This window comes from Mesorhizobium sp. ISC15 (genome assembly GCF_037162615.1).
In the GTDB taxonomy this organism is placed as follows: domain Bacteria; phylum Pseudomonadota; class Alphaproteobacteria; order Rhizobiales; family Rhizobiaceae; genus Mesorhizobium; species Mesorhizobium mediterraneum.
On sequence record NZ_JAVSPX010000001.1, the window covers coordinates 2,375,496 to 2,388,840 of the forward strand.

General features: G+C 62.3%; 12 protein-coding genes and 1 pseudogene. 6 read left to right on the plus strand and 7 right to left on the minus strand.

What is annotated here, in order from left to right; translation table 11 throughout:
* Positions 1-30 precede the first annotated feature (30 nt).
* The 6 genes from RPG13_RS11465 to RPG13_RS11490 all read left to right on the plus strand — a co-directional run bounded on the left by RPG13_RS11465 (position 31) and on the right by RPG13_RS11490 (position 5,074).
* A complete protein-coding gene (locus tag RPG13_RS11465; RefSeq protein WP_128241264.1) occupies positions 31-549 on the plus strand; it encodes a TRAP transporter small permease in 519 nt (172 codons plus the stop codon).
* Entirely contained in the window at positions 546-1,847 is a 1,302-nt protein-coding gene (locus RPG13_RS11470; protein ID WP_337125043.1) for a TRAP transporter large permease, read from the plus strand. Before RPG13_RS11465 ends, RPG13_RS11470 begins: the two co-directional genes overlap by 4 nt.
* A 4-nt stretch (positions 1,848-1,851) precedes the next feature.
* A complete protein-coding gene (locus RPG13_RS11475; protein ID WP_337125044.1) occupies positions 1,852-2,286 on the plus strand; it encodes a type II 3-dehydroquinate dehydratase in 435 nt (144 codons plus the stop codon).
* Positions 2,287-2,459: 173 nt separating this feature from the next.
* Positions 2,460-3,215 carry a cyclase family protein gene (locus tag RPG13_RS11480; protein WP_158302519.1) on the plus strand — a complete coding sequence of 252 codons (756 nt, stop codon included), beginning with the start codon at positions 2,460-2,462 and terminating at the stop codon, positions 3,213-3,215.
* Between the two features lie 72 nt (positions 3,216-3,287).
* Complete coding sequence (locus tag RPG13_RS11485; protein ID WP_128241262.1) at positions 3,288-3,635, plus strand: hypothetical protein; 348 nt, start codon at positions 3,288-3,290, stop codon at positions 3,633-3,635.
* Between the two features lie 92 nt (positions 3,636-3,727).
* Complete coding sequence (locus RPG13_RS11490) at positions 3,728-5,074, plus strand: NAD(P)/FAD-dependent oxidoreductase (RefSeq protein WP_337125045.1); 1,347 nt, start codon at positions 3,728-3,730, stop codon at positions 5,072-5,074.
* A 71-nt stretch (positions 5,075-5,145) separates the two neighbouring features.
* Here RPG13_RS11490 and RPG13_RS11495 read toward each other — a convergent pair whose 3' ends face one another.
* The 7 genes and pseudogenes from RPG13_RS11495 to RPG13_RS11525 form a co-directional block, all read right to left on the minus strand.
* The gene (locus RPG13_RS11495) at positions 5,146-6,657 is read right to left on the minus strand and encodes an amidohydrolase family protein (RefSeq protein ID WP_095483688.1); all 1,512 of its coding nucleotides are present in this window, start codon (positions 6,655-6,657) and stop codon (positions 5,146-5,148) included.
* Between the two features lie 262 nt (positions 6,658-6,919).
* Positions 6,920-7,606 (minus strand): annotated as a pseudogene (locus tag RPG13_RS11500) (ABC transporter permease); the annotation flags it as partial.
* Positions 7,591-8,637 carry an ABC transporter permease gene (locus RPG13_RS11505; protein ID WP_337125046.1) on the minus strand — a complete coding sequence of 349 codons (1,047 nt, stop codon included), beginning with the start codon at positions 8,635-8,637 and terminating at the stop codon, positions 7,591-7,593. The pseudogene RPG13_RS11500 and the gene RPG13_RS11505, both read right to left, overlap by 16 nt.
* Positions 8,634-10,196, minus strand: coding sequence for an ABC transporter ATP-binding protein (locus RPG13_RS11510; RefSeq protein WP_128241258.1), 1,563 nt, complete (start codon positions 10,194-10,196; stop codon positions 8,634-8,636). The genes RPG13_RS11505 and RPG13_RS11510 overlap by 4 nt, the downstream gene beginning before the upstream one ends.
* Before the next feature lie 22 nt (positions 10,197-10,218).
* Entirely contained in the window at positions 10,219-11,289 is a 1,071-nt protein-coding gene (locus tag RPG13_RS11515) for a BMP family ABC transporter substrate-binding protein (RefSeq protein WP_095483692.1), read from the minus strand.
* Positions 11,290-11,395: 106 nt separating this feature from the next.
* Entirely contained in the window at positions 11,396-11,716 is a 321-nt protein-coding gene (locus tag RPG13_RS11520) for an NIPSNAP family protein (RefSeq protein ID WP_128241257.1), read from the minus strand.
* Positions 11,713-13,344 (minus strand): GMC family oxidoreductase, encoded by a 1,632-nt coding sequence (locus tag RPG13_RS11525; RefSeq protein WP_337125047.1) that lies wholly within the window; start codon positions 13,342-13,344, stop codon positions 11,713-11,715. The genes RPG13_RS11520 and RPG13_RS11525 overlap by 4 nt, the downstream gene beginning before the upstream one ends.
* Position 13,345: the final 1 nt, after the last annotated feature.

The following is a 13,345-nucleotide window of genomic DNA, read 5'->3' on the forward strand; positions in this document are numbered from 1 at the left end:
CGTTTAGCCAGACGACGCCAGGGAGGCATGATGAACCCGGGATTGAAAAAGGTCGGCGGCTGGCTATACCGGCGCGCCGAGAACGCCATCGCCATCGCAATCGGCGCCATGTTCGCCGCGTTTCTTCTGCAGGTTGCTTTTCGTTACCTTCTCAACTGGCCGACCGGCTGGAGCAACGAGCTCACCGTCGTGCTCTGGATTTGGGTTGTGCTGTTCGGCGCAGCGTTCGTCGTTCGTGAGGAAGAGGAAATCCGTTTTGATCTCCTCTATGCCGCAGTCGGTCCGAACATAAGGCGAGCGATGACGCTCGCCTTCGCGATCGCTCTCGTCGCGCTCTATGGCTGGTCCTTTCCGGCCGTCTTCGACTATGTGACCTTCATGAAGGTCGAGAGCACCGCCTACCTCAAGATACGCTTCGACTGGCTGTTCTCGATCTACCTCGTCTTCGTGGTCGCCGTGATTGCCCGCTACCTATGGCTCGCGTGGCGTGCTCTCCGGGGCGAAGCGCCGGCGGAATTTGACCCGACGAAAGCGAGTTCCGGCGTATGAGCCTCGCGAGTCCCTTTTCGCTGTCGGTCGTTGCGATCACAGCGCTGGCCCTGCTTGGCCTGCCGATCGGTCACTCGATGATCGCCGGGTCGATCCTCTATCTCTGGCTAGCAGGGCTCGACATGGGCACGTCCGCCGAGCAGCTCCTCAACGGGCTCTACACGAGCTACATTCTGCTTGCCGTGCCGATGTTCATTCTCGCCGCGGAGTTGATGAACGCCGGAACAATGACCGACCGGCTGCTGCAATTCTGCAACGCTGTCGTCGGCCGTTTCCGCGGCGGCCTGGCGCAAGTCAACGTGCTGCAGTCGATCATCTTCGCCGGCATGTCCGGCTCGGCCATTGCCGACGCCGCGGGCACCGGCAAGATGATGCAGCAGCTCATGACCAAGGATGGCAAGTATCCGGCGAGCTATGCCGCAGCGCTGACAGCCGTCACCTCCGTCATCGGCCCCATCATTCCTCCGTCAATTCCGCTGGTCATCTATGCGCTGATCTCGGATGCATCCATCGGCTACCTCTTCATTGCGGGTATCGTGCCGGGCCTTCTTCTCGCCCTGTCGCAGATGATCATCGTCGCCATCGATGCGCGCCGGAAAAACTTTCCGGTCGAGAAGCCGGTGCCGCTCAGGGAATTTCCGGGGATCACCTTGCGAGCGTTTCCGGCGCTGATGCTGCCGGTCGTTCTGCTGGTCGGCATAAGGGGTGGCGTGATGACCCCTACCGAGGCCGCGGCGGTCGCCGCCGGGTACGCGCTGCTCATCTCGGTCGCGATCTATCGCAGCGTGACGCTGGGCCAGATCTACCATGCGCTTCTCAACAGCGCCCGCACCACGGCCTCCATCGGCATGCTCATCGCCGGCGCCCTGGTGTTCAACTACGTTGTCACGGTTGAGAACATTCCGCAGTCCCTGTCGGTGATCCTGCAGTCCTGGGATCTTTCGCCGATGGGTTTCCTGATCCTCGTCAACATCCTGCTGCTGCTCCTGGGCTGCGTGCTGGAGGGCACGACTATACTGCTGGTGATCGTGCCGGTGCTGATTCCGACGGCGAAGGCGCTCGGCGTCGACATGGTGCATTTCGGCGTGATGGTCGTCGTCAACATCATGCTCGGGCTTGTCACTCCACCATACGGGTTGCTGCTGTTCATCATGACCCGCATCGCAGAGGTGCCGCTGCGCGACCTGGTGCACGACGTAATGCCGTTTCTCTACGCCATGATTGCCGCCCTGATGCTGATCACCTTCTTCCCATCGCTGGTGCTGTGGCTGCCGCGCCTGCTGGGCTATCAAGGATAGGACCATGACCAAGCCAATCTTCGTTCTCAACGGCCCAAACCTCAATCGCTTGGGCAGCCGCGAGCCGGAAATCTACGGGACGACGACGCTTGCCGAGATCGAGACGATGTGCCGGAAGGCCGCAGACGGGCTTCCAGTCCGCTTTCACCAGTCGAATTTCGAGGGCGAGATCGTCGGCTGGATCCACGAGGCGATCGACGACGGCGCCGGCATCATCATCAACCCGGCCGGCTTCTCGTTCACCTCGATTGCCATCCTCGACGCGCTCAAGATGTTTCCTGAACCGATCGTTGAGCTCCACATTTCCAACATCCACCGACGCGAGGAAATCTATCACAAATCGCTCGTCTCGACGGTGGCGACGGCGGTCATCGCCGGTTTGGGGCCGCGAGGATACGCCACCGCGGTCAATTCGCTGAAGCAACTGATGGAAGGTTAGGTAAGGCCACAGGCAAGGCGTGAAATCCGCAGCGGGAATATACTAACTGGATAGTACGACAATCGTCTCGTCAAGATCGCCAATGGGAAGGAAAAAACATGTGCCCTCCGGGATGCCTGCATTCAATCTGTGAGAAAGCCACACGTAGAGGTCTTCTCAAAACCGGCTTCACTTTGGGCCTCGGCGCCGCCGCCGCGGCGTTTCCTGGCACGCCACAAGCCCAGGCCGCTCCAACGAGCTTCAGCGAGACGGTCGACCTTTCGCACGCGCTCTATGAAGGGTTTCCGACCTTTAGCGGCGAGAAATGGTTCACCGTCGAGCATTTGGTCACCTTCGCAAAGGACAAGGTGAACCTGAACCGCTGGACGATCGTCGAACACAGTGGCACCCATATGGACGCGCCCATCCATTTTTCTGCCGATGGCTTGACGGCCGATCTGATTCCCATCTCCGACCTGATCGTGCCTGTCGCAGTCATCAATATTGCTTCGCGGGCGGCCGAGAATGCGGACACATCTCTCACCCCCGACGATATCAAAGCGTGGGAGGCAAAAAACGGGCCTCTTCCGGAGGGATGCTGTGTGGTGATGAATTCCGGATGGCACAAGCTTCTGGACGATCCAAAGTTCACCGGCAATGACGGCGAGAAGAGAAATCATACCCCCGGCTTTCACGTCGAGACTGCGCAATTCCTGATAGGCGAGCGAAATGTTAAGGGCATTGGAGTCGACACCCTCTCCCTCGACACGGGGCTTAATTCGGGCGGGGCATTTCCCGTCCACTACGAATGGCTTGGAAGCGGTCGCTGGGGCGTCGAGTGCCTTGCAAATCTAGACGCGATTCCTGAAGTCGGGGCGCGTCTCTTCCTTGGGATTCCGAAGGTGAGAGGCGCGACCGGCGGGCCGACTCGGGTGATCGCGCTTCTCTAGATCCACCCGGTGGCGACTGCGGTAAAAAGACGATCTGCGGGCTTGAGAGCCGTTTGAAAAATCGAGGGCTGGATGGCCCAGATCGCCAAGAAGACCAAGCGCAATCACCACGGACTCCTCTGCGCGCACGAGTATGACGACGTCTTCGCCGCTTCCATCAACGAGCCCGAGGCGACGGCTATCTTCGCCAACGGATTGGAGCGTGCGGGTATTGGGCGGCGCGACCAGAAGTGCCGTCGGTCGGTTCGGAGGATCGGGCAGTTCGGGCTGAGCGGCGCAAAGGCCGCGATGCTCTTTCTCGGGTCCGGCCCCGACTGGCCACGGGTCCGTCCTCCTGAATATGACTTCCGCGACGAACTGATTCCGGTGGGTATCCGGATATTCTCGGAGACGCTGGCGGCCTGTCTGGATAACAGCTGAATGCGATCGTCTGCGATGTCCTGCCGACCGATGCCGCCGGCAGAAGTGTGCGGATAAGGTGTCGATGTGACCAAGAGAAAGACAGGCTGCCATTGACAACCTTCCCGTTCAGCGAAGCCACCCCGGTGCAGTTTCAGGCGCTGTTGCCGAAGACATCCGACGTCGTGATCGTTGGCGGAGGCATCATCGGCGTGATGACGGCACTGTTTCTGGCGCGACGGAACATCTCGGTCACGCTTGTCGAGAAGGGCCGCATCGCGGCCGAGCAGTCATCGCGCAACTGGGGTTGGATCCGGCAGCAAGGCCGCGACGCTGACGAACTGCCGATCATGATCGAAGCGCGCCAACTCTGGCAGCAACTTGCCGAAGAGTGCGACGAGGATATCGGTCTGAGGCAGACCGGGATCACATACCTTGCGCGGACCGACACGGAGATGGCCGCGTTTGCTGCGTTCGTGCGGATCGCCGGCGCACACGGTGTCGACACACGCCTCCTCGACCCGAATGAGGTCGTGGATCTGATCCCCGCCATGTCGCGGCGCTACAAGGGCGGAATGATAACCCCGTCGGACATGCGGGCCGAGCCTTGGGTTGCCGTGCCGGCGATCGCTCGCCTGGCCGCCCGGGAAGGCGTCACGATCATCGAGAATTGCGCGGCGCGGATGCTTGACCGATCCGGCGGTCGGATCAGCGGCGTCTGGACCGAGAAGGGCCGCATCGCTACCTCGAATGTTCTCGTCGCCAGCGGCGCGTGGACAGCGCTCTTCCTACGCGCGCATGGCATCTCGATCCCGCAGCTCAGCGTCAGGTCGACCGTCGCCGCGACCGAGCCGATGCCCGAGATCTATGCGGGGGCAGCCACCGACGAACACATCGCCTTCCGGCGGCGGCAGGATGGCGGCTATACGCTCGCGTCGGGCGGTGCCAGCCAGCTCTATGTCGGCCCGGACGCATTCCGGCATGCGATCAAATACGTTCCCGCCTTGAGGGCAAATCCCCTGGGCACGCGATACCTGCCGGCGGCGCCAATGGGATATCCGGATGCCTGGTCGACGCCGCGCAAGTGGGACGCGACCCAGGAAAGTCCGTTCGAGCGGATGCGCATCCTGAACCCCGCTCCCGAACCCTCCGGGCTCCTTTCGATCGAGCGCGGGTTCAGGGAGCTTTTCCCTCAGGTCAAGGACGTGCGGCTGAAGGCGAGCTGGGCGGGCATGATCGATGCGATGCCGGACGTGGTGCCCATCGTCGACCGCGTAGCCGAGATTCCAGGCCTCGTCGTTGCGACCGGGATGAGCGGCCACGGTTTCGGCATCGGGCCCGGCATGGGCCGCGTCGTGTCGGACCTGATCCAGGGTAATGAGGTTGGCCACAACCTCAATCGGTTCCGCATCTCGCGATTCAGCGACGGCAGCCCGATCCGATTGGGGCCAGCCTTGTAGCCCCCATGCCGACCATAATGACGGTGCTTGAGGCATGTCGCCGGCGGAATGATGGTGCCCGCTACGCAGGCTCATGCGCCATGATTTCCGGCATAGCGGTTCATCCCGATGTCCTTCGACGTGGCGCGCCGATGGATTTCCGCCATGGCGGAGTGGAACACCGCGTTCCGTGTCTCCAGTTCGGCGTGCGCGGCGAGGTGCGCCGGGACAAGCTCACGGATCTCGGCCAGTATGGCGGCTTCGTCGATCGTTTGCAGGCGGCCGTCATGGACGACGATCTGCCCCGCTATCATCACCGTTTCGATGGAAGAACCGTTCTCGGCATAGACGAGATGCTTGGCGATATCGTTGAGCGGGGTGAAGCTGAGGGTGGTGAGATCGAGGATCAGCAGATCAGCGGCCTTGCCGACTTCGAGCGAACCGGTGACATTCTCCAGCATGGCACTGCGTGCGCCGCCGATCGTCGCCATGGTCAGGATTTCCTCAGCACGGATCCACTGGTCATAATCCGGGCCGGAAACACTATGGATCAGCCCGGCCACCCGCATGACGTCGAAGATGCGCGCCGTGTCGTTCGACGACATGCCATCGGTCCCGAGACCAACGGTTATGCCTGCATTCATCAGGCGGCGAATGGGAGCAATGCCGGCGCCGAGCTTCTGGTTGGAAATGGCATTGTGGGCAACGGAGCACCCTGCCTCGCCCATCGTCGCGATGTCCTTGTCGCTCACCCAGACGGAATGGGCGATCGTCGTGTTGCGCGACAGCACGCCGAGATCGCTCATATAGCCGATCAGGCTCTTGCCGTAGACTTCATGGCCGGTCACGGCCTGTGTCTTGGTTTCCAGGATATGCGTGTGTAGCGGCACGCCCATGTCAACGGCGAGTGCATGGCAGGCTTGCAGCAAGTCCGGGGTACAGCGTTGCGGCGCTGACGGTGCGATCATGAAATTGAGCCGGCCGGCCCTGCCATGCAGCGACGCGAAGGCGGAACGGCAGTAGTCCATATAGGCGTCGGTCGACATCGGCGGCCCGAAATCGAGCTTCTGCTGCAGGTGGAGCGGCATCACCTCGCGGGCGTAGGGCAGGGCGTCCAGCGCATGCACGTTCATGGCCGCGCTCGACACATTGGCGCGGATGCCCGCGTCCTCATAGGCCCTGAAGACGGCTGACAGCCGTGAGAGGTCGTGCGCAGGCGGATCGAAGAAGTCGTCGCATATCGTCGTGACGCCGCTGCGCAGCGATTCCATCGCGAGGAGAAGGCTGCGCAGGTAGAGAAGTCGCTCGTCGACGACAGGGCCCATCAGCAGGGGGTAGGCGTAGAGAAGCCAGAGCTCTAGCGGCATGCCTTCATATCGGCCGCGAAAGAAGGTTTCGCCCGAATGGGCATGGGCGTTGACGAGGCCCGGCATTACCAGCCGGTTTTGGCCGTCGATGAGGGTGGCATCCGGCGCAGCCACGAGGTTCTGTCCGACGGCAGAGATGCGGCCGTCCTCGATAAGAATGTCGCCTTGGAACGGCTTGCTTCCGTTCCGGGCGCACATCGTCAAAAGGGTGGCGTTCTTGATCAGTGTCTGGGGCATGGGCATGTCCTGCTCGTGTCGCGCTGTACGCGCCCGGCTGCCGGTCCGGTGCGATGCCAGCCTGGTGTCTATTGGTCGCGCAGCTCACCGAAGCCGCTGGCGGCCTTGGTGCCGCCGCGCAGCTGCGTGCTGAGCCAGATGCCGAGAACGGTGGAGCGAGCAGCAGATCGTGCGGGACGCGGTCGCCGAAGGCGAGCTGCGCCCTGATGCCGAGCGCACCAACGACGGCGAAGAACACGGCTGCCAGAGTCGCGCCGATTGGATGACCCGCGCCGAATATGACGGCGGCAAATCCCATGAAGCCGCGGCCGGCTGTCATGTTCTGCGCAAAGATCTGAAGGCTCCCCGCAGCAAGCTCAGCGCCGGCGAGCGCGCAAAGCACGCCGCCGGTCATCAGCGCGACGAGGCGCATTGCCGCCGGATTGACACCCACACCGCGCGCGGCAAAGGGATGCTCGCCCGACGCCGCCAGACGCAGGCCGAAACGGGTTCGCCGCAAGACAACCCACATCGCGAAGACGATCACCGGCATCATGACGACGAGGATCGAAAGCGACCCGAACGCCCCGAAGGCGGGTCCTATGCGCGGCAGGCCGAAGGGTGCGCTGACTGCGGCCTGCGTTCCAAAAATCGACTGCACGGCAAGCGCGGTTCCTCCGAGGCCGAGCCCTGTAAGCCCGAGGCCGGCAATGATCTGGTTGGCCTTGAGCTTCTCCACCACGAACCAGAACAGGATTGAGCCGAGGACGCACGCCGTGATCGCACCGAGAAGCGCGATCCAGATCGATTGCGTAAGCACGATGCCGAGGATCGTTGCGCAAGCGCCGGTAATCATCAGGCCTTCGAGGCCGAGATGCCAGATGCCGGCTCGCTGGGCGATGACGCCGGCAAGGGTCACGTAGATCAGCGGAGTGCCCGACCGCAGGATGGCGATTACGAAGTCTTCCATATCCGTCCTCCGAGTTTCGCTATCCGGTCGACGGCGCTGGATTTCGCGGTGATGAACAGAGCAATGGCTGCGTTGATGATGTCGATTGCCGACGACGGCAGGCCGGCCATGATCGGCAGGTAGAGGGCGGCGGACGCTAGCCCGCCGAAGAACAGCGATACGAAAGCCGTGCCGACGACCGAGAAGTTGGCGACGAGTGCGATCAGGATTGCGGTGAAGCCGTGGCCCGGCAGGAAACCGCCGGTCAGCCGTCCGTTGGGCCCCATGAACTCTATCGTGCCGGCAAGACCGGCGAGCGCGCCGCTGAGCAGGAAACTTGCGAGCCCGATGCGCCATGTCTTCGCGCCCTGCCACTCGACCATCGTCGGATTGCGACCGGCAAGGCCGGAGAGCACGCCGAAGGCGGTTCTATTGACCAGAAACCACATTGCCAGGCCGACCAGAACGGCGATGGCGATGATCGTCGGAGACAATCCGAGCGAGTCGCTGATCCGGTAAGCGCTGTCGAGCGGGCGGCTCGACGCCTGCTGCCCGGTGCCCGATGGGTCTTTGAGCGGTCCGGCCGTCACATAAAGCAGCACCAGACCGGCAATGAAATTGCCCATAAGCGTGGTGATCACCTCATCCGCGCCGGATTTCAGCCGCAGGAGTCCGGGCCAGAAAGCCCACAACGCACCACCCGACATGCCGGCGAAGAAGCAGGCGGTCATGAGGGTCGGCGCCGGTGCGCCGTCAAGCCATTCGGCCATGAACGCGGCCGCGATGGCTCCCATGTAGAACTGGCCCTGGGCGCCGATGTTGAAGTAGCCCGCCCGGAAGGAGACGGCCACGCCGACAGCCGTGATGAACAGGGGAAGCCCCCAACGAAGTGCCTGTTGCAGGGCGCCGGGTCTGAGGAAAGCGCCATCGGCGATCGACTGGAACATCAGGGGCGCCGAATAGCCGGCGGCCTGAAAGATAACCCCGCAAAGTGCAAGGGCGATCAGGATGAAGATCAGCGCGCGGAAAACGGAGACGAACCGATCGATCATCCGAGCACTCCTGTCATGGCTGCGCCGACGGCTGTGATGTCATAGGGTGGACGGAACTCGGCGACGATGCGCCCGGACAGCATGACAACGACGCGGTCCGAGATATCGAAGATCTCGTCGAGATCCGAAGAGATGAACAGCAGACCGCACCCGCGCGCCCGCGCATCGAGCATCGATTGCCATACGAACGACGTTGCGCCGATATCGAGACCTCGCGTGGGCTGCGCCGCAAGAATAAGACGGGCGTTTTCGTCCATCTCACGCGACAGGATCACCTTTTGGGCGTTCCCGCCCGACAGCGAGCCGGCCCGCTGACCGACATCGGAATAGCGGACATCCCATTGCTTGAGGGCGGTATCGCATTGCTTGCGCAGAGCAGAGGGGCTGATGGCGGACAGGAGCGGTCTCTGAAGGAGACCGCGCGCCGACCAGTTTTCCCAAAGAGAGCTGGTCAGGCTAAGGCCTTCGACATTCCGTTCGAAGGGAATGACGCGCAGTCCGGCCGCCCGTCGTGCAGCGAGTGGTGCGCGGGTCACGTCCATCCTGTCGATGGAGATATCGCCGCTGACGATATCGGCCAGTGCCGAGATCGCGCGCACAAGCGTTCTCTGCCCGTTGCCCTCGACGCCGGCCACGCCGACGATTTCCCCGGGGCGAACCTCGAGGCTGACCTCGTCGAGCGCCGGGCCTTCGGGATCGCGTCGCGTGGAAATGGCGCGCATCTTGAGGACTGGGGCGGCACCGGTGTCCGCAACATGCTGTTCGGCATGGGTGATCACTGCTGCGCCTGTCAAAGCCGCCTTGTCGTCCGAGCTGAGATTGCGGGCGGCGGCTGGCCCGATGATGAGCTCGGCCAGCCGATCCGCATCAATCCCGTCGCAGGATAGTGGCCCGTCGACGAGCTTTCCACCGCGCAGAACCGTCACCGTATCCGCAATCGCCAGAACCTCCCGTATCTTGTGCAGGATGAGGATGACCGTGACGCCGCGCTCCTTGAGACGTCGGACCCGATCGAAAAGCTTCTCAGCGCCTTCGGGAGACAGGACCGCGGTCGGCTCATCCAGGATGAGGAGCTTCGCATCCGAGACGAGGGCTCTGGCGATTTCAACACTCTGCTGGGTTTCCACCGGCAGGTCGCGGATACGCTGCTTGGCCTTCACCTTCACATGGAGCGCATCGAGATGATGCTGCCACCGCTTTTCGAGGGCTGCCTTTGTGAATAGCCCTCCACCTTCCGCACCGAACTGCATGGCTTCGGCAACCGTGAAAGAGGGGGGAAGGGCAAAACTCTGGTGGACGAGTTCGACGCCCGAACGCCGGGCATCCCTCACGTTTCCACCCGCAAGCGGGCGGCCGTCGATTTTGAGCTCGCCCGATGCAGGGCGCACGAGACCGGCCAGGACTCGGGCAAAAGTCGTCTTGCCCGCGCCGTTTTGGCCGACCACGGCGTGGATCATGCCACGTTCGAAGACTGCTCCGACATCGGAGAGCGCGACAATGTGACCGTAGCGCACGGTCACATTGCGGCATTCAAATATGGGGGATCTGTCCTCGGTCACCGCAGCATGATCCAGTCGAAGGTCAGAGGCTCGTATTGAACGGCACCTTCAGCGACCCATCGAGGATCGCTGCGCGCGCCGCCGCTATTTCTGCCCCTGCCTCCTTGCCTTTGGCGATGATGTCAGCCGGTCCCTGCTGCGTGAAGAGGGGCGACGGAATGAAGTCGATGACGCCTGTTCCAAGGCCGGTATGCTCATGTGTGCCACCGGAAAAATCGCTGCCGAGTGCCTTCGTGACCTCGTTGTAAAGCGAGGTGCCGAAGTCGAGGCCGACGATCGAGATCACGGACTTTGGCCCCTGCGGGAACTGGGCCGGGTCGAGCACGCTCACCAGGCGGCCTTCCGCCTCGTTTGCGGCGGCGATGATGCCGAAGTCGGTTGCCGCGGCGTCGGTCTGGATGAAGTCGATACCGCTCGAGTACATCTGCGTGGCGATTTCCTGGCCCTTGGCCGGGTCCTGGAAAGAGCCCGCGAATGCAATGGCGACGGATACGTCTGGACGCACGGACTGGGCGCCTGCCTTGAACGCATTGTAGTCGGCATTGATCGGCGGAATGGAAACACCACCGATGAAGCCGAGCTTTCCTGCTTTGCTCACACGCGCGGCGAAAATGCCGGAGAGATAGCACCCCAGATAGTAATCATAGGAAACGGTGACGACATTCGGGATCGCCGGCTCGAAGGGATCTGCAAACAGCTGGATCCACTTGGTATTGGGATAGGAGGGAGCGAGCGCCTTGAAGGGTTCCGCGACCTCGTTGAAGGTCGAGACGATCACTGCCGCACCAGCATCGCCCAGCGTACGGAAAATGGTCTCGTAGGTCGCCGGGTCCTGAGCGTATACCGCGCGATACTGGAAGCCTTGCTCCTCGGAGAGCTGCTTGAGCTTGGCAATCATCGAGTCGACCGGACCGGCATCGCCTGCCGCCTGCGTGTGAACCAGCGCCACGAGGCCGCCCGAAGCGTGCGCGGCAGCTGTCAGCAGGCCGCCCGCCATTGTAAAGGCAGCCAATCCCGCCGAGGCCTTGAGGAGGCTGCGGCGGCCGACCGGCCGGTGCAGCACATTCATTTCATTTGAAGTCTTGTTGGTCATGTTCCCTTTTCCTTGCTCTAGAGGTTCGATATCTGCAACTTCTTATTGGGGTGGCTTCTTTCGCCGCCCGGTCGTCATTGGGGTGCAAGGTTTGCACCCTTCTTCCTCAGGCGCCGGGAGAAAACGGCGCCGGATTCATGATCATCACGTCCTGGCTCTGAATGGCGCCGAGGGACCAGACGCCGGAGATGAACGCCTGCCATTCCGGGTCGGCATACATGGCTGCCCGCCGCCTCTCGCGGTCGGCGAGGCTGTCATAACGCCACATCAGGACCGTCGTGTGCAGGCGGCCGATCTCGCTGACATAGAGCCCGAGGAAGGTGTTGAGATGCCGCTTCTGGATCGGCAGACCTTCGGTCTCGTATCTCTTCAGCCAGCCATCGACTGTTCCCGGTCGAAAGGTGTACGTGCGGTGTTCCACGATCATCTGGATGCCTCGTCGAGAATGAATTCGGCGGCTCGCTCCCCGATCATGATCGACGGCGCGTTCGTGTTGCCGCTGGAAATGATTGGCATGATCGAGGCGTCCGCTACGCGCAGGCCCTCGATGCCGTGAACTTTCAGTCGAGCGTCGACCACGGCCATCGGGTCGTTGCCCATCTTGCAGGTGCCGACCGGATGGAAGGTCGTCATGGCATTGCTACGCAGCCACTTGACCATTTCGGCATCGCTTTCGACGGCCGGACCCGGAGCGAGTTCCTTGCCGCGATATTTCTCGAAAGCCTTCTGCTTGATGATGTCGCGCGTCATGCGGATCGCGTTGATCATCGTGCGAACGTCAAACTCGGTTTGCAGGTAGTTCGCGTTGATGCTCGGCCGGTCCATCGGATCGGCCGAGCGCAGCCTGATCTCGCCGCGGCTCTCGGGATTGACCGGGCCGACGCGCAACGAGAAGCCATGGTTGGCCTCCACCCGCTCTTTCTTGAACGGGTTTGGAAAATGCAGGTTTGCCGTCTTTTCGAGCGCCGGCATGAAGTGAAGCTGGATGTCAGGTGCGGCCAGATCGGTGCGCGACTTGACGAAGGCCCCGGCTTCGTAGGGGAAAGTCGTGGCGATGCCTTCACCGAACAGCATGCCCTGGATCACCGACCAGGTGAGCTTGTCGGCGCGCAGGTCCGAATAGAGCGTGACCGGCTCCCGGCATTCATAGGCCATGACGCAATCGACATGATCCTGAAGGTTCTTGCCGACACCAGGAAGATCCTGGACGACCGGGATGTCATGCTGTGCGAGCTCGTCGGCAGCGCCGATCCCCGAAAGCATGAGGATCTGCGGCGAGTTGACGACGCCGGCCGACAGGATCACCTGGCGGTCTGCATAGGCTCTCGAAATGTTGCCTTTTTGGCTGAACTCGACGCCGACAGCCTGGCCGTTCTCGATGAGGATGCGCCTCGTATGGGCGCGGGTGATGATCGTCAGATTCGGGCGTTTCTTTGCCGGCCGCAGGAACGCATAGGCTGCCGAGCAGCGTTTGCCCTTCGCGATGGTGAAGTCATAACGGCCGAAGCCTTCCTGCTCTTCGCCGTTGAAATCGTCGTTGTGAGGATATCCCGCCTGTCCGCCTGCCTCGTGAAAGACATCGAGCAGGCTGTTCCAGCCGCGCGCCCGGCAGACGGTCAGTTCGCCTTCGGCGTTGTGATAGGCGCCATTGCGCTGCACATGGGTCTCCGAGCGGAGGAAAGCCGGCAACACCTCATCGTAGGACCATCCTGTGGCGCCCATCTGCGCCCAGCGATCGTAGTCGTGCCGGTTTCCGCGAACATAGATCATGCCGTTGATGGTGGATGTGCCGCCGAGCACCTTGCCACGAGGCCAGTAGAGCGACCGTCCGTTCAGATGCGGCTCGGGCTCTGTGTGATAGTGCCAGTTGTAGATGCCCGAATGGAAAAGCTTGCCCATCAGCATGGGCAGCCGGAACAGCGGGTTGAGGTCTCTGCCGCCGGCCTCGAGCAGAAGCACCTTGTTGGCGGGATCGGCGGACAGGCGGTTTGCCAGAACGCAGCCTGCCGAACCGGCGCCGATGATGATGAAATCGAATGTCTTCGTTGCCGCCATG